This is a genomic window from Rhizobium sp. P43, from assembly GCF_056730705.1.
The window spans coordinates 2,691,025-2,707,619 of sequence record NZ_CM161539.1; the positions used below are offsets into that span (position 1 = coordinate 2,691,025).

The 16,595-nt window shown below is 63.8% G+C and carries 16 protein-coding genes; 3 read left to right on the forward strand and 13 right to left on the reverse strand.

Features of this window, described 5'->3' with window-relative positions; genetic code table 11:
• Positions 1 to 17: 17 nt before the first annotated feature.
• A complete protein-coding gene (locus tag AC1PUL_RS13550) occupies positions 18 to 848 on the reverse strand; it encodes a 3'(2'),5'-bisphosphate nucleotidase CysQ (protein ID WP_480464684.1) in 831 nt (276 codons plus the stop codon).
• Positions 835 to 2,181: a TldD/PmbA family protein gene (locus tag AC1PUL_RS13555; RefSeq protein WP_480464685.1), complete on the reverse strand. Its 1,347-nt coding sequence runs from the start codon at positions 2,179 to 2,181 to the stop codon at positions 835 to 837. The genes AC1PUL_RS13550 and AC1PUL_RS13555 overlap by 14 nt, the downstream gene beginning before the upstream one ends.
• Positions 2,182 to 2,316: 135 nt before the next feature.
• Between AC1PUL_RS13555 and AC1PUL_RS13560 the strand changes: the two genes are divergently transcribed.
• Positions 2,317 to 4,125, forward strand: coding sequence for a monovalent cation:proton antiporter-2 (CPA2) family protein (locus AC1PUL_RS13560; protein ID WP_480464686.1), 1,809 nt, complete (start codon positions 2,317 to 2,319; stop codon positions 4,123 to 4,125).
• 3 nt (positions 4,126 to 4,128) lie between these two features.
• Here AC1PUL_RS13560 and AC1PUL_RS13565 read toward each other — a convergent pair whose 3' ends face one another.
• From AC1PUL_RS13565 to AC1PUL_RS13575, 3 genes are read right to left on the reverse strand one after another with little or no spacing between them, the layout of a single operon-like run.
• Positions 4,129 to 5,004: a patatin-like phospholipase family protein gene (locus tag AC1PUL_RS13565; protein ID WP_480464687.1), complete on the reverse strand. Its 876-nt coding sequence runs from the start codon at positions 5,002 to 5,004 to the stop codon at positions 4,129 to 4,131.
• 27 nt (positions 5,005 to 5,031) lie between these two features.
• A complete protein-coding gene (rsmD, locus tag AC1PUL_RS13570) occupies positions 5,032 to 5,592 on the reverse strand; it encodes a 16S rRNA (guanine(966)-N(2))-methyltransferase RsmD (RefSeq protein ID WP_298464630.1) in 561 nt (186 codons plus the stop codon).
• A 6-nt stretch (positions 5,593 to 5,598) separates the two neighbouring features.
• Positions 5,599 to 7,560: a pseudouridine synthase gene (locus tag AC1PUL_RS13575; protein ID WP_480464688.1), complete on the reverse strand. Its 1,962-nt coding sequence runs from the start codon at positions 7,558 to 7,560 to the stop codon at positions 5,599 to 5,601.
• Positions 7,561 to 7,629: 69 nt separating this feature from the next.
• Between AC1PUL_RS13575 and AC1PUL_RS13580 the strand changes: the two genes are divergently transcribed.
• Both AC1PUL_RS13580 and AC1PUL_RS13585 read left to right on the forward strand, forming a co-directional pair.
• Complete coding sequence (locus tag AC1PUL_RS13580; RefSeq protein WP_480464689.1) at positions 7,630 to 8,082, forward strand: nucleoside deaminase; 453 nt, start codon at positions 7,630 to 7,632, stop codon at positions 8,080 to 8,082.
• Positions 8,082 to 8,402: a hypothetical protein gene (locus AC1PUL_RS13585; RefSeq protein ID WP_480464690.1), complete on the forward strand. Its 321-nt coding sequence runs from the start codon at positions 8,082 to 8,084 to the stop codon at positions 8,400 to 8,402. Before AC1PUL_RS13580 ends, AC1PUL_RS13585 begins: the two co-directional genes overlap by 1 nt.
• Positions 8,403 to 8,407: 5 nt before the next feature.
• Here the strand turns inward: AC1PUL_RS13585 and AC1PUL_RS13590 are convergent, their stop codons facing one another.
• The 8 genes from AC1PUL_RS13590 to AC1PUL_RS13625 form a co-directional block, all read right to left on the reverse strand.
• On the reverse strand, positions 8,408 to 8,890 hold the full coding sequence (locus AC1PUL_RS13590; protein ID WP_480464691.1) for an N-acetyltransferase family protein: 483 nt from the start codon (positions 8,888 to 8,890) through the stop codon (positions 8,408 to 8,410).
• 68 nt (positions 8,891 to 8,958) lie between these two features.
• A complete protein-coding gene (locus AC1PUL_RS13595; RefSeq protein WP_480464692.1) occupies positions 8,959 to 9,591 on the reverse strand; it encodes a hypothetical protein in 633 nt (210 codons plus the stop codon).
• Positions 9,592 to 9,742: 151 nt separating this feature from the next.
• The gene (gene ileS, locus AC1PUL_RS13600; protein ID WP_480464693.1) at positions 9,743 to 12,649 is read right to left on the reverse strand and encodes an isoleucine--tRNA ligase; all 2,907 of its coding nucleotides are present in this window, start codon (positions 12,647 to 12,649) and stop codon (positions 9,743 to 9,745) included.
• Positions 12,650 to 12,898: 249 nt separating this feature from the next.
• On the reverse strand, positions 12,899 to 13,138 hold the full coding sequence (locus AC1PUL_RS13605) for a BrnA antitoxin family protein (protein WP_480464694.1): 240 nt from the start codon (positions 13,136 to 13,138) through the stop codon (positions 12,899 to 12,901).
• A 101-nt stretch (positions 13,139 to 13,239) separates the two neighbouring features.
• The gene (locus tag AC1PUL_RS13610) at positions 13,240 to 14,466 is read right to left on the reverse strand and encodes a GGDEF domain-containing protein (protein WP_480464695.1); all 1,227 of its coding nucleotides are present in this window, start codon (positions 14,464 to 14,466) and stop codon (positions 13,240 to 13,242) included.
• A 161-nt stretch (positions 14,467 to 14,627) separates the two neighbouring features.
• A complete protein-coding gene (locus AC1PUL_RS13615; RefSeq protein ID WP_480464696.1) occupies positions 14,628 to 15,071 on the reverse strand; it encodes a DUF6691 family protein in 444 nt (147 codons plus the stop codon).
• The gene (locus AC1PUL_RS13620) at positions 15,071 to 15,499 is read right to left on the reverse strand and encodes a YeeE/YedE family protein (protein ID WP_480464697.1); all 429 of its coding nucleotides are present in this window, start codon (positions 15,497 to 15,499) and stop codon (positions 15,071 to 15,073) included. The genes AC1PUL_RS13615 and AC1PUL_RS13620 overlap by 1 nt, the downstream gene beginning before the upstream one ends.
• A gap of 109 nt (positions 15,500 to 15,608) precedes the next feature.
• Entirely contained in the window at positions 15,609 to 16,589 is a 981-nt protein-coding gene (locus AC1PUL_RS13625; RefSeq protein ID WP_480464698.1) for a bifunctional riboflavin kinase/FAD synthetase, read from the reverse strand.
• Positions 16,590 to 16,595 lie beyond the last annotated feature (6 nt).

Consider the following 16,595-nt stretch of genomic DNA (forward strand, 5'->3'; position numbering starts at 1 on the left):
CGATTTCCCTTGAAAGGTCAACTCCGGGGAACTCGGGTGATGTTCTTGAGCAATGCCGGAAGAAGGTCAGCCGATGCCGCGCACAACACCGGATGGGTAACGTCTTCCCTGTTGTAGACAAGCGGGTGCCCGTCGAGATCGGTGATCGACCCGCCGGCCCGCGTCAGGATCAGATCGGCGGCGGCCAGGTCCCAATCGTGTGAGCTCTTCTTGACCAGCGTCGCATCGATACGGCCATCCGCGACCAGAGCCAGACGATAGGCGAGCGACGGGATATGCTCGACGCGTTCGATACGGGGTCTGAGCACCGGGCTGAAACTGGCCACCATGTCCTGGGCGGAGGCGACCTTCAGGCTGCCCTCGATGCCGGCCGTGGATACGGTGATGTCCTGGCCGTTGCGTCGTGCGGGACCGTCGGACGTTGCAGTGAACTCTTCACCGAGGGAGGGCGCGACGAGAATGCCGGCGACCGGCTTTCCCTTGTGGACAACGGCGACCGACACACACCAGGTGTCCTTGCCGGCCAGGAAGGCTCGAGTGCCGTCGATCGGGTCGATGACGAAGAGGGTTTCGCAGGAGAGGCGCGCCGGATCATCGTCGGTCTCTTCCGACAGCCAGCCGTAATTCGGCCGGGCATGGCGGAGGATTTCCTCCAGAATGCGGTTGGCGGCATAATCGGCGGCGCTGACCGGAGAGCGGCCCTCGTTCTTCCACCAGACTTCCGGCGACTGGCCGAAATGGGCCATCGCCACCTTGCCCGCCTCGCGGGCGGCTTCGGTGATCAAAGCGAGATCCGCCTGCCAGTCGAAACGGGGCGTGCTTTCCGGCTTTCGATCAGAGCCCGGCAAGGGTCATGCCCTCGATGGCGAGCGTGGGAGCGGCCACACCGAACTTGCGGTCGATGTCATTGGCGACCGTGATCCGCATGAACATGTCCTTGAGGTTCGAGGCCAGCGTGATCTCGGAGACCGGATAGGTGAGTTCACCGTTCTCGATCCAGTAGCCACTCGCCCCGCGACTATAGTCGCCGGTGATCATGTCGACGCCACTGCCGATCATGTCAGTGACGTAAAGGCCCGTGCCGACGCTGCGGATCAGCTCTTCCGGGGAGATGTCGCCGGGCTCCAGCGTGAGGTTGGTGGAAGATGGCGAGACGGAGGTGCCGCCGCGCACGCCGCGACCATTGGTCTTGAGCCCCAGTTCGCGGGCGGCAGACGAGGAGAGGAACCAGTGCTTCAGCACCCCGTCCTCGATCATGGTCAGCGCCTTGCCCGCAACACCTTCGCCATCGAAGGGGCGAGACGAGGAGCCGCGCACCTTCAGCGGATCGTCGGTGATGTTAAGGCCAGCCTTCAGCACCTGCTGGCCCATCTTGTCGCGCAGGAAGGAGGTCTTGCGGGCAACCGAAGCACCGTTGATGGCGCCGGCGATCGTGCCGACGAAGCCACGGGCGACGCGGGGATCAAAGACGACGGTGAGGTTCGAGGCGGTCGGCACCTGACGCGGGTTCAAGCGGCGGACGGCACGCTCGGCTGCGCGGCGGCCGATCTCTTCGGGGCTGTCGAACTCGGCAAAATAGAGACGGCTGTCAAAATCATGGTCGCGCTCCATCTTGGTGCCTTCGCCGGCGATGACGCCGACCGAGCGGGAGAAGCGCGAGCCGGCATAGCTGCCGGAAAACCCGTGGGAGGTGACGAGCACCAGGCCGCCCATGCCGGCGGAGGCACCGGCACCCAGCGAATTGCTGACGCCGTTGACCGAGCGGGCCGCCTCTTCCATGGCCAGCGCGCTCTCGCGCAGCTGGTCGCTCGAGACATCCGTTTCGTCGAAGAGCTGGAGATCGGCGATTTCGCGCGCCAGATCGCTTTCATCGGCGAGGCCGGCGAAGGGATCCTCGGGCGAGACCTTGGCCATGGCGACCGCGCGCTCGGCGAGCGCTTTCAGGTCGAAGCCGGGATTGGCCGAGACGCTTGCCACCTGACGGCCGATGAAGACGCGGAGCGAAAAGTCGTCGCTTTCGGAGGCCTCGGTCGACTCGACCTTGCCGAGGCGGACGCTCACTCCCTTGGAGCGGGAGCGGACAACGACGGCATCGGCCTTGTCGGCACCCGCCTTGATGGCGAGATCGACAAGCTGTTCGGCGCGTTCGAGGAGGTTGGCGGAATCGATTTGATTGGGCATAGGTTGGCCTTTCCTTCCCGCTCCATTTATTGTGCCTTACAAGGGGCATCAAGGGCGGTTCGGGCTTTTCCATTCACGAGCCCGGCATAGGGCCCCAAGAAGTCCGTCTGACGGCGGCAAACAAGGAGAATAGACTTGGCCAGCGCAACCGAAGCCCTGTTTGCCCAACCCCTGCTTCTGCTCGGCGGCGCCGTCATCGCGGCACCGATTTTCCGCAAGCTCGGACTTGGGACCGTGCTCGGCTATCTCGCGGCCGGCGTCGTGATCGGCCCGGTGCTGAACCTGATCGGCGGCTCGGGCGAAATTCTCGCGGTGGCCGAGCTCGGGGTGGTGCTGCTGCTCTTTGTCATCGGGCTCGAGCTCAAACCCAGCCGATTGTGGCACATGCGGCGCGACATCTTCGGGCTCGGCACCAGTCAGGTCGTGCTGACAGGTCTTGTGCTGACGGGCATCGTCATCGCTTCGGGTCTGCTCGACTGGCGCGGGGCACTGGTTGCGGGCTTCGGCCTGGCGCTGTCATCGACCGCCTTTGCCCTGCAGCTTCTGGAGGATTATGGCGACATGAACAGTCGCTACGGACAGCGGTCCTTCTCCATCCTGCTGTTCCAGGATCTCGCCATCGTGCCGCTTCTGGCCATGGTCTCGATACTCGGCGCGCAAGGCGGCGGGGCCGAGCAGTCAGCGCTTCTTGAAGTGGCGATCGCCGTCGGGGCCGTGATCGCGATGATCCTGGCTGGCCGCTATCTGCTGACCCCGATGTTCCAGATCATTGCCAGGACCGGCGCCCGCGAGGTGATGATTGCTGCAGCCTTGTTCGTCGTGCTCGGATCTGCCTATCTCATGCAGGTCGCCGGCCTTTCCATGGCCATGGGCGCCTTCCTCGCTGGCGTGATGCTGGCCGAGTCTTCCTATCGCCACGAGCTGGAGGCCGATATCGAGCCCTTCCGCGGATTGCTGCTGGCGCTCTTCTTCATCGCCGTCGGTCTGTCGATGGAACTGCAGGTGATCACCGACAACCTGCTCTTGATCGCGCTGGCCGTGCCGGTTCTGATGGCGGTCAAGGCACTGGTGATTTACACGATCTGCCGCATTGCCGGATCGTCGCGCAATGATGCGATCCAGATCGCCATGCTCCTGCCGCAAGGCGGCGAATTCGGCTTCGTGCTCTTCACCACGGCGGCGACGGCCGGCCTGTTCAGCGGCGCGCAGGCCTCGCTGCTGATCTCCATCGTGACGCTGTCGATGGCATTGACGCCGCTGACGGCCATGATCGGCCAGAGATTGCTGAGCCGGGATTCCGCCGAAAAGGAAGAAATGGACGAGGATTTCGAAGGGGCCGGGTCCGACGTGCTGATGGTCGGCTTCTCGCGCTTCGGCCAGATCGCGGCGCAAATCCTGCTGGCCAGCGGGCGGGATGTGACCATTCTCGATGACAGTCCGGATCGTGTGCGCCAGGCGGCAACCTTCGGCTTCCGGATCTATTTCGGCGACGGCACACGGCTCGACATGCTGCGCGACGCCGGCATCGAGAAGGCGAAGATCGTTGCCGTGTGTACGCACAAGAAGGAAATCACCGACAAGATCGTCGATCTCATCCGCTCGGAATACCCCGATGTGCGCCTTTTTGTCCGGTCCTATGACCGCATCCACAGCCTGGAACTGCGGGCGCGGGACGTCGAATATGAGCTGCGTGAGACCTTCGAGTCCGGACTGATGTTCGGACGCCGAACGCTCGAAGGGCTTGGCGCGACCGAGGACGAGGCCTATGAGATCGGCGAGGACATCCGTCGCCGCGACGAGGAGCGCTTGAGGCTGCAGGCGCAGGAGGGCATTCTCGCGGGTCGGGACCTCATGCACAAGCGACCGGTCAAGCCGGAGCCACTGATCAAGCCTAAGAAGCAGATCCAGGCCGTCGAAAACGAAGAACAGGCACCGGCTGTGTGATCCTCATCGGCGGACGAAATCCTCGATACGGGCTGCGATATCCCGCTTCAGCGGATCCTTCAGTCGGTCGCAGACCTCGAGGATCTGCCGGGCCTTGAAGAAGTCGAGCACCTTATAGCTGTTGACCTCCGGCCGGATATAGATGTCCGGCTGGAAGATCTTCATCTTCAGCGCGATATGTGACTGCATCATCAGCTGTGCTGCGCCAAAGAGGCTGTCGATGCGATTGGGCATCAAGGAACCGTCGCCTTCCGGCGCACCGATTACATCGATCGCCACCATGATATCGGTCTTGCCGACGAGGTGGTCATAGGGCACCGGGTTGAAGATGCCGCCATCGATCATCAGTCGCCCATCAATCGTCACCGGTGCGAAAAGCGCCGGGATGGCCGCCGATGCCGAGAGCGCCTCGTAGAGGTCGCCTTCGCTTCGCACCATTTGGCACTGGCCGTAGTAGTCGGTGGCGATCACCGTCAGCGGCAGTTTCAGGTCTCTAAAACTCTCGGGGATCTGCGGCGGCAGGAAGGCGCGCAAGAGGCGCGGCAGGTTGAACTGGCCAAGCCGGAAGCCGCCAAGCGCGCGGATGCTGGCCGGGCGCAGGCTCCAGAAACGGTTGAGGACAAGGCCTCGGTTGTCGGCAAGTTCCAGCGCATAGTCCCTGATATCGCGGCCGCTCATGCCGGCGGCATAGCCCGCACCGAGGATCGCGCCCATCGACGCGCCGGCGATCAGCGCCGGCTTGATGCCGAGTTCATCGAAGACTTCGAGAACCGGAATATGGGCAAAGCCGCGAGCGCCCCCTGCCCCAAGTGCCAGGCCAATCGTCGGATCGGCCTTGACAGCTGTGGATGGGATGGGCGTTTCTGCGACGAGATCCATGAGCTCAGCCTTTCTCCGCGACTGGGATCACGATGGCCTATAGGAAAAGAAGTACATTTTCGTGTCACCGAAGGCGCGCTCTTCGACAAAGGCGAAGACTGGATCGACGGAGACCTGCACATCGCCGCGCTCTTCGAGGATGACAAGCGCGTCTTTTGCCAGCCAGCCACCCTTGTGCGCGGCAAGCAGCGCCTTTTCGCCCAAGCCCTTGCCATAGGGCGGATCGGCAAACAGCAGTTCGAAGGGTTCGATATTGTTCGACGGCCCGAGATCGGTGGCGTCGCGCCTCAGGATGCGGGCGCGGCCATGCAAGCCGAAGGCATCAATGTTTTCCCAGAGGAGGCTCCGACCTTCGACGCTGTTTTCAACGAACAGCGCCGACTTGCAGCCGCGCGACAAGGCCTCGATGCCGACGGCACCGGTGCCGGCGAAAAGGTCGAGTATGCGGGTGCCGTCGAGCACGCCCGGATGGGCATGCGCCAGGATGTTGAAGAGGCTCTCACGCGTCCGGTCGGTGGTCGGCCGGATGTCATTCGACTTCGGCGTGGCCAGGCTCCGGCCACGAAACTCACCGCCGACAATGCGCATGCCGGCTTACCTCTTGCCCTTGGGCGCGCCGCTGCGACCACCGGAGGGCTTGCCCCCAGGGCCACCTGGGCGCGGGCCACCGGGGGCACGTCCGCCCGGCTTGCCACCAAAGCTCTTGCCGCCACCGGGCTTGCCGCCAAAGGATTTTCCGCCCGGCTTCCCTGCGGGCTTGCCGCCGAAGGACTTGCCGGCGGGCTTGTCGCCGAAGGGCCGGTCACCGAAGGACTTCCCTGCCGGCTTGCCAGCGCGCGGCTTGTCGCCGAACGGACGTTCGCCACGCGGGCGGTCATCCCGGGGTCTGTCGTCGCGGGGACGATCATCGCGCGGGCGATCGCCACGCGCAGCACGATCACCGAAATCACGCTTTGGACCACGATCGGAAAATTCGCGGCGCGGGCCGCGGTCTTCACCTTCACGACGCGGTGCGCGTTCGGCAAGGTCGCCGGAATCGCGGCGCGGGCCACGGTCGCCGAAGTCACGGCGAGGTCCACGGTCGGCGCCTTCGCGGCGCAGGGCGCGATCGTCACCGTCACGGCGGGGCGGACGGGCACCGAAGCCACCAGGCTTTGCACCACGGTCACCACTGCGGCCGCCGGGCTTCTGGTCCGGACCGTCGGCGCGGATCCAATCGCCCTCTTCGTCGCGGGCGCGGGTGATCTGAACGGTCGAGGTCGGGCGGTCGTCAAAACACTCGGCGGGCTTGGGGCCACGCGGATCGGGCTTGCGACGGGCGGCGGCGGCGGCTGCCTTTTCGCCGAGCGGACGGGCACCCGGTGCCATCCAGACATTGGCGGTGCGGCCCTTGGTGTTGCCGGCCGGGCGCTTCGGCTTGTCGCCGAACTTGTCGCCGGATTTGCCGTCGTCGCGGCGCGTGTCGAGGCGTCCGAGCGCCTTCTCGCGGCGGTCGCCCTTGTCGGACCAATCCTTTGGCGCGCGCTTCTTGTCTGTCGGGCGCTCTTCGCGGCCCCATTCGGCCTTCGGCTCGCGGCCGGGCTTCTTGGGCGACGCTGGCGCCTCTTCCTCGTCGGTCTCGACGCCGTGCGAATAGATCGGCGCGTCGAAATTGGCCTTGGATTCCTCGATCAGGCGGGGGCCGAGCTGGTCGCGCAGCATGCGGCCACGCACTTCGAGCACCTTGCCTTCCGGCAGGTCGCCGAGCTGGAAGGGACCGTAGGAAATGCGGATCAGGCGGTTGACCTCCAGGCCAAGAGCGCCGAGCACGTTCTTGATCTCGCGGTTCTTGCCTTCGCGCAGACCCATGGTGATCCAGACATTGTGGCCCTGCTTGCGGTCGAGCGTGGCGTCGATCGCGCCGTAGAGCACGCCGTCGACGGCAATGCCTTCCTTCAGCGCGTCGAGTGCCGGCTGGTCGACCTCGCCATAGGCGCGCACGCGGTAGCGGCGCAGCCAGCCGGTGGTCGGCAGTTCGAGCACGCGGGCGAGACCACCGTCATTGGTGAGCAGCAGCAGGCCCTCGGTGTTGATGTCGAGGCGGCCGATCGACATGACGCGCGGCAGCTCTTCCGGCAGGTTCTCGAACACTGTCGGGCGGCCTTCCGGATCGGAATTGGTGGTCACCAGGCCGGCCGGCTTGTGGTAGAGCCACAGACGCGTGCGTTCGATGCCACGGATCGGATGGCCATCGACCTCGATCTTGTCGGCGAGTGTGGCGTTGAGGACCGGGGTCTCCAGCACCTTGCCGTTCACGGAAACGCGGCCTTCCATGATCATGCGCTCGATGTCGCGGCGCGAGGCGACGCCGGCGCGGGCGAGCAGCTTGGAGATACGCTCGGGCTTGACGACGTCGTCGGTCGCGGTTGCTTCGGCACGCGGAGCGCGGACGGGCTTCGACGCGGGCTTGTCTTCGAACTTGTCGACTGGGCGGGCGGTTGGTTTTCTGGTTTGCGGCTTGCCGCTGCGGTCGGAGGACTTTGCCCCCGGACGCCTGGACTTGTCTTTGAATGTCATTTGCTGTTTGCCTGTGGTTTGGGCTGTCGTATCAGGTCGCGCGGCTCTGGTTAAGTGGAAAGTTCAGGCATGGCGCAGACAAACGGCTTCATGGAAGCGGCTTTCGAGGAAGCGCGGGCCGCTGGCGCCCGGGGCGAGGTTCCGATCGGCGCCGTGGTCGTGCGCGACGGCGAGATCCTCGGACGCGCCGGCAACGAGACGCGGGCGCTGAACGATGTCACGGCGCATGCCGAGGTGCTGGCCATCCGGCGCGCAGCCTCTGCTGTCGGGGACGAGCGCCTCGTCGATGCCGATCTCTATGTGACGCTCGAGCCCTGCACGATGTGCGCTGCTGCAATCTCCTTTGCCCGAATACGGCGACTCTATTATGCTGCGCAGGACATCAAAGGCGGAGCAGTGGAGAACGGCGTGCGCTTCTATCAGCAGGCAACCTGCCATCATGTGCCGGACGTCTATTCCGGCATCCGCGAAAGCGAGGCCGCCGAGCTGATGCGCAGCTTCTTCCAGGACAGGAGAGATTGATGATCTATGTCGTGCTCGCTCTTTCAATCGCGATCATGGTATCGATTGCGATCTGGGCCTATCGCAATGTCGCACCCCAGGCGGACAAGCTGCCGATGCAATGGTCGGCGCGCGGATCGATCAACTGGCGGGCACCGCGCATCGTCGCCGTTGCCGCATCGCCTGTGCTGATGATCAGCCTGATCGTGGTGATCTTCGTGTTTTCGCGGCATGATCATGCCGAGCGCAACATGGCGTTGCTCTGGGTCTCGTTCATCGGACCTGCGCTTCAAGCGCTGCATATGGCGCTTGTCGCGCGCACCGTCGAGAACGAGGAGTAGCAGGCTCAATCGGCTGAGGCAAAAGCCTTGAGCTTGTCACCTGCCAGGCGGTAACGGATCCATTCCGTCTGTGGCTCAGCGCCGATGGCGTCATAGACGCGGATCGCTGGCTCATTCCAGTCGAGCACGCTCCATTCGAAACGACCACAGCCCTTTTCGACCGCGACCTTGGCCAGATGCTTGAGCAGCAGCTTGCCGGCCCCCGACCCGCGATAATCCGGCGCGACATAGAGATCCTCCAGATAGAGGCCATTCTTCGCCTGCCAGGTCGAGTAGTTGTAGAACCAGACCGCGAACCCGGCCGGGCGGCCAACATGGTCAAGAATCGCGGCTTCCGTGACCGAGCCTTCACCGAAGATGGAGGCGCGGATCGTCGCTTCGGTCGCCTCGACCTCGTGACCGGCCTTTTCATAGACGGCGAGCTCGGTGATGAAGCCGAGAATGATCGCGGCATCCTCTGGCTTTGCAGGGCGGATGGTAAAGGGCATGGGATGAGCTCACGTAAAAGGGCAGGTCGTTGCCGCCCTGCCCTGGTCATATCGTATGTGACTTGCGTTTACTGGAAGGGTCTCCACCAGGAGCTACCCTGGCGGGCTGCCTTGGCCTCGGCCTTGCGGCGCTTTTCCTTCTTCAGCTCCGGTTCGCCGAGATCGCTCAGAGCGACGTCCTGCGTCTGGCGATATTCGGCCGGCGGATCGGAAAGCACGCGGCGCTGGTCGAGATAGGCACCCTTCTGCAGCGCGCGGGCGTCGCGGAAGGCCTGCCACTTTTGCGTCTCGGTCATCGTGCCGGCCGTGCCATAACCGGCGAGCAGCGGCGAGCGGTAGCGCGGGTTGTTGGCATTGGCATCGGCCTCGGCCACCAGGCGCTCACGCGCCTCTTCCGGCGATTCCACCCATTCCGGATTGTTTTCGCGGCTTGCCAGCGACGCCTGAGGCGACACGAGCGCCGCCGTCTGAGCGCCGCCCGGGGGCAGAACCAGATCAGGACGCGGGTTGTACTTGGTGTCCTTGTTGGCGGCTTCGCGGGGTGCGAGCGACACGGCCGAGCCGACGTCGTCCACCAGCTGCTCCATCGCGGTCTTGTCGGTGCCGTAGGTCGGGCTGCCGACGCAACCGGAAAGACCTGTCGTGACGCCGAAAAGACCCACCAGACCCAGGCCAACTCTGAACAGATATGCCGAATTCATGAATGCCTACCAGCCTCGCCGCAGTTACATCAGTCGTGCCGAATACTCGCGACCAGCCCTGCCGGTCGATTTCGGCCAATTTCAGGCAGTTTTACCGGATGACCCGCGAAAGCGCAAATCATCCGGTCACATTTCCTCAAGCCAGGCTGTCTCAGCCAGCCAGCGCCTTCAGCTCGCGCAGTGCCTGGGCATCGCGGGCGGAAACATCCGGATAGTCCGGATCGGAGCCGACGTCCCTGGTGATCTTCCAGGAACGGGCGCATTTCGTGCCTTCGGCGAGCTTCGGTTCGACGGCGACCTTGGTCCCATCGTCGAGACGGAAAGCCTCTGCAGGACCTTCACCAGCGACAACCGAGATGTCGGAGGTGATGCAGATTTCGGCGAAGTCGAGCCCATCGAGCGCGTTCAAAAGTTCGGCATCGGCGACATGGACGACCGGGGCTGCTTCCAGCGAGGAGCCGATGCGCTTTTCCTTGCGCTCGATTTCCAAGGCACCGGTAACGGCACGGCGAACGGCGCGAACGCCCTTCCACTTCTCGGCCACGGCATCGTTCGACCAGTTGGCCGGGATGACCGGGAACTGTTCGAGATGCACCGACTCAGCCTTCGGGTCGCGCGAAAGCCAGGCCTCTTCCGTTGTGAAGGGCATCATCGGCGCAAACCACAGGACCAGGCAGTCGAAGAGCTTGCGGATAACGAAGAGGGCGGACCGGCGCTTCAGGCTCGACGGAGCGTCGCAGTAGAGCGTGTCCTTGCGGATATCGAAATAGAAGGCCGAGAGTTCGACATTGGCGAAGTCCGAGAGCGCGCGGACGATACGCTTGAAGTCGAATTCGTCGTAGGACTTGCGCACCAGCTGGTCGAGCTCGGCCAGGCGGTGCAGCATCAGCTTTTCGAGTTCCGGCAGATCGGCATAGGCAATCTCGTCGCCATGGTCATGGGCGAGCGTGCCGAGCATCCAACGAACAGTGTTGCGGATCTTGCGGTAAGCGTCGATGTTGGTCTGGATGATCGTCTTGCCGAGGCGCTGGTCTTCGGCATAGTCGGTCGACATGACCCAGAGGCGCAGGATATCGGCGCCGGATTCCTTCATCACATCCTGCGGCGTCACGGTGTTGCCGAGCGACTTCGACATCTTGCGACCGTCTTCCGCCATGGTGAAGCCATGGGTGATGACGGCATTGTAGGGCGCGCGGCCACGGGTGGCGCAGCTTTCGAGCAGCGAGGAATGGAACCAGCCGCGATGCTGGTCGGAGCCTTCAAGGTAGACGTCGGCCGGCCACTTGAGGTCCGGGCGGTCTTCCAGCGTGAAGGTGTGGGTGGAGCCCGAGTCGAACCAGACGTCGAGAATGTCGGTGACCATCTGCCAATCATCCTGATCGGTACGGCCTTCAAGGAACCGCTCTTTTGCCCCTTCTGCAAACCAGGCATCGGCGCCTTCGATCTCGAAGGCGGCGAGGATGCGATCGTTGACGTCCTTGTCCTTCAGCACATTGCCTTCGGCATCAGCGAAGACGCAGATCGGCACGCCCCAGGCGCGCTGGCGGGAAAGTACCCAATCCGGGCGCTGCTCGATCATGGCGCGCAGGCGGTTCTGGCCACCGGCGGGGACGAAGCGGGTCTGGTCGATGGCCGAGAGTGCGCGGGTGCGCAGCGTCGTGCCGTCGCCGAGGTCCTTGTCCATATAGACGAACCACTGCGGCGTGTTGCGGAAGATGACCGGCTTCTTCGAGCGCCAGGAATGCGGATACTCGTGCTTGATGCGGCCACGGGCAAACAGGTTTTTCGCCGCGATCAGGGCCTCCATGACGCGCTTGTTGGCGTCGCCCTTCTTGCCGTTGTCGTCGAGCACGCGGGCGGCACCGCCTTCGGCAGACGGGCCGAAACCGGGGGCGTCTTCCGTGTAGAAGCCGGCATCATCGACCGGGAACGGGATCTTGGTGTCAATGCCACGGGCTTCGAGGGCGCGGACATTGGCCATCCAGGCTTCAAAGTCTTCGCGACCATGGGACGGGGCCGTGTGGACGAAGCCTGTACCGGCGTCATCGGTCACGTGGTCGCCATCGAGCATCGGGACGGCGAAGGTGTAGCCGAGGTCGGCCAGCGGGTGGGCGCAGGTGATCGCGCCGAGTTCGGCGCCGGTCACGTCACGGACGAGCTTGAAGGTCACCTTGGCCTTGGTTGCGGCATCTTCGGCGAGGCGCTTGGCAAAGATCAGCTTTTCGCCCGGCTGCGGGCCGAAGTCGTTCGTGGCTTCCGTGATCTCGTAGAGGCCGTACTCGATCTTGGACGAGTAGGAGATCGCGCGGTTGCCCGGGATGGTCCAGGGGGTGGTTGTCCAGATGACGACGGCAGCCGATTTCAGTTCGTCCGCGCCTTCGACCACCGGGAACTTCACCCAGATCGTGTCGCTCTCGACCTCGGCATATTCCACTTCGGCTTCCGCCAGCGCCGTGCGCTCGACAACCGACCACATGATCGGCTTGGAGCCGCGATAGAGCTGGCCGGACATGGCGATCTTCAGGAGTTCGCCGGCGATACGGGCTTCCGAGTGGAAGGCCATGGTCGTGTAGGGATTGTCGAAGTCGCCCTCGATGCCGAGGCGGCGGAATTCTTCGGCCTGGATGTTGATCCAACCTTGCGCGAACTCGCGGCATTCCCGACGGAATTCGTTGACCGGGACCTCGTTCTTGTCCTTGCCCTTCTCGCGATATTTTTCCTCGATCTTCCACTCGATCGGCAGGCCGTGGCAGTCCCAACCCGGGACATAGTTGGAGTCAAAACCGCGCATCTGGAAGGAACGGGTGATGACGTCCTTCAGCACCTTGTTCAGCGCATGGCCGATATGGATGTTGCCGTTGGCATAGGGCGGGCCATCATGCAGGACGAACTTCTCGCGGCCGGCGGCGGAGGCACGCAGGCGCTTGTAAAGACCCATCTGCTTCCACTTCGCCGCCATTTCCGGCTCCTTCTGGGGAAGGCCGGCGCGCATCGGGAATTCGGTCTCGGGCAGATAGAGGGTCTTGGAATAATCGGGTTTTTCAGGGGTATCGGTCATGGATCAGCCATCGGATGGGGCGACCTCAAGCGGTCGCGGAATTACGTCTTGGAGTGGCGGCAAGCGGGCGTGGGGCTTTCCAACCCAACGCCAAAAACCCGGACCTTCCCGCAGCTTCTCAAGCCGCCGGGAGGGCCGGGCCAATAATTCGAATGATCCGGGCCGCCGAAAGATACGTCATGGCCGCGTTCTTTAGGGGTTTTTCGCGCCGAAAGGAAGGGGCAAGATGGAGCTTCCGCACCTCGCTTTCTACTCGCCACTCTCTGCATCTACGACCCCGCGCAGGGCGTCGTTGATGCGGTCCTGCCAGCCGGGGCCGTCCTTCTGGAAGTGTTCGAAGACCGCGCTGTCGAGCTTGATCGACACGAGTTCCTTGACTTCGGGTGCGGCGCGGCGCTCGACCACCGGGGCCGGCGGCTTCTTTGCAGGCTTGAACAGCGCCTCGGCGGCATCCTTCGGGTTCACGGGTCTGCGCGGCGTCATGGCCATGGGATGCCTTTCGGGCTTTGTCGGTGATTTGCTTGAGGCGCACTAGGCGGCAAGACAACGGAGGCGTCAACCTCCGCTCCTTCGCCAGGCGGGTCCGCGGCTCAGGCCGACAGGCGAGCGTCGTTGCTCACCTCGTCGACAACCGGCGCTTCAAGATGCGCTGTGAGACGCTCGTCCTTGGGCAATGCCTGCTCCTGGAGGACAACGCGATTGCGGCCCTGCGCCTTGGCCTCGTAAAGACCCGTATCAGCCAGGGCCATCCAGGCATCGAGGCTGCGCGCCGGGGCTTCCGTCACCACCACGCCGCAGGACAGAGTGAGCCGGAAGCGATGGTGATCGGAACGGATGTCCTCGGTCGAGACCGCCAGACGCACGGCGTCGAGGATGCTGCGTGCAGAGACGCTGTCCTGACGGGACAGACAAATGCCGAATTCCTCGCCGCCAAGCCGGCCGAAGAGCGCATCGGGCGGCAGAAGCCGGGTGGCGCGTTCGGCGAAATGCATGAGCGCATCATCGCCGCCCTTGTGACCATAGGTGTCGTTGATCCGCTTGAAGTGATCAAGATCGAGAACAGCGATCGCTGTGCCGGGCTGTGTGGCAAGCCTTGTCGCCTGGTGCAGGAACATGCGGCGATTGACCAGCCCGGTGAGGTGGTCGCGCTCGGCCAGCTGCCGCTGGACTTCACCGCTGCGCTCCAGCTTCAAGACCATGGCCATCAGGAAGGCCAGGAGATTGAAGACCAGCAGCAGCATGCTGGAATAGGTTAGCCACTCGGAGATCGGGGTATTGCCCTCGAACTGGATCGGATAGACGATCGGCAGCGGCGCGATCACCAGGCTCGCCAGCGCATAGAGCGCATAAACTGCGGCTGCGAGGCGACCCGACGGGAGCGTTTCGCCCGGCTTGCCGCGCCAGAGATCCTGCGCGCCAAGCGCGAGATTGATGGCTGACCCGAGATAGACGAGGGACACGCGGATCGGAGTCGGATCCTCCAGAACTTCGGCAAGGGCCATGCCGATGCAGACCACGATCGCGATGCTGAAAGCCTGCAAATGCCTGTAGGGCTGGCCGAAGAACTCCTTGAATCCAAGCCGGATCAGGCCGGTTCGGGCGACATAGAGCACGCCGCCAATGTAGGCCATGATGTTATAGGGAACGTGTTCCGTCAGGCTGGAGCAAATCGTGCCGACCACCATGAACCATGCGGCCAGGGCCCAGAAGGCGATGTCCTTCTGCTGCGGATTGCGTGCCCATGCGATCGTGGCGACGACCAGCACAGCCAGATTGATCACCGCATTGTAGGTGAGGACGGTGACCACGTCTAACATCGGCTCGGAACACTCCTGATGATCGGAAGCTCACAGCATGGGCTGAAACCTCATTCTGCCGGATTAATTGTTCCGAAATGGCGCCGGCACAAGTTAAATTGGGTTAAGGCCCATTTAACACGGGCACAGATGCGACAGTTCTTCTGCCAAGCCCCCAGGTTTCAACTTTGTCGGGTAACATCCGCGAAGAAATCGGCTTGGGCGAGCCTGCGGGCGACCACAATCCCGACCAGCAGGGACGCGACGAAGATCGCCGCCGAGGCATGTCCCAGGCCGAGGGCCGGGATGGAGGCACCGGGGCAGAAGCCGGCAATACCCCAGCCGATGCCGAAGACGGCGGAGCCGCCGATCAGCTTGGCATCGATGGCGCTTGCCTTGGGAAGACGGAAGGTCTCGTCGAAGAGCGGCTTTTGCCGGCTGCGGAAAAGCAGCGCATAACCGGGGCCGGCCACCGAAAGCGCGCCGGCCATGACGAAAGCGAGGCTCGGATCGAAACTGCCGGCGAAATCGAAAAAATTCAGAACCTTGGCGGGGTTTGCCATGCCGGACAGGACAATGCCGGTTCCGAAGAGGGCACCGATAAGGAAAACGAGGAGGAAGCGCATCAGATCGAGACCCCCAGGACATGGCGGATGAGGAAGACGGTCACGACGGCAAAGACCATGAAAGTCACGGTCGCGGCAATCGAGCGGCGCGACAGGCGGGCCATGCCGCAGATGCCGTGGCCCGAAGTGCAGCCGGAGCCGAAGGTGACACCAATGCCGGCGATCAGACCGCCGATGATCAGGGCCGTCGTCGAGACCGGCACCGAATATTCGACCTGATAGCCGGTAAGCGACAGAGCCAATGGCGCAAGGATCGCGCCCGCCAGAAAGGCGGCCTTCCAGGACCAGTCCCGACCCAGCGGCGGCAGGATGCCGCCGATGATCGCGGTCATGCCGGCGATCCGGCCCCAGGTGAGCATCAGGAGAAGTGCCGAGAGGCCGATCAGCAGGCCGCCGGCAAAGGACATCAGGGGAGTGAATTCGGTCAAGAGGATCTCCAGCGTCGCCCGTGCAGTCACGGGCTCAAGTCACATATAAACACCCATATGTGACGACAGGCGGATCGGCAACTCACATCGCCGACAGCCGAAACCCGCCTTAAAAAGCGATGGCCGCATCCAGAGGGCCGATGGGCTGGACGCCCGAAAGCAGCGCGCTTGCCTCCTCCGCATCCTTGCGGATCTGGGCCACAAGCGGATCGAGGCCGTCGAATTTCCACTCGTCGCGCAGGAAGCCGAAGAGCGAGACGGAGCCGATTTCGCCGTAGAGGTCGCCGGAGAAGTCGAAGATGAAGGTTTCGAGCCAGGGATCGCCATTGCTGGTCACCGTCGGTCGATAGCCGAAGCTTGCGACGCCGTCGCGGATGATGCCGTCGGGGCGGCGGAAGCGGACGGCGTAGATGCCGGGACGCAGCGTCGCTTCCGGCGGGAGATGCATGTTGGCGGTCGGGAAGCCCAGGGTCCGCCCGAGCTGCTGGCCCTTCATCACCTCGGCTTCGACCGTGTAGCGATAGCCCAGCAGACCGGCCGCCTGGACGACGTCGCCCTCAGCAATCAGGCCACGGATGCGGCTTGAGGAGATGACTTCGGCCCCCTCGTCGCGGAAGGCATCGACGAGGCTGACGCCGAAGCCGTGGCGGCTGCCGGCCTGCATGAGGTAGGCGGGACCGCCCTCCCTGCCCTTGCCGAAATGGAAGTCGAAGCCGGTCACGACTTCGCTGGCACCGAGCCACTCGCCGAGGATCGACTGGACGAATTCTTCCGCGGAGCGCTGCGAGAATTCCCGGTCGAAGGGATATTCAATGACCGAATGGAAGCCCATGGCCTCCAGGATGCGGGCGCGCAAGGATGGCGGCGTGAGGCGGAAGACCGGCTTGTCCGGGTTGAAGACGGTGCGCGGATGGGGCTCGAAGGTCAGTACGAGTGCGGGAACGCCGAGCGCTTCGGCCCGCTCCAGCGCGCGGTTCAGCACCGCCTGGTGGCCGCGATGCACGCCATCGAAATTGCCGATGGCGATCACCCCGCCGCGCAAGCTTGCGGGGAGCGGTTCCCTCTTTTCGTTGCGGTGAAAAACGGTCATCGCAGG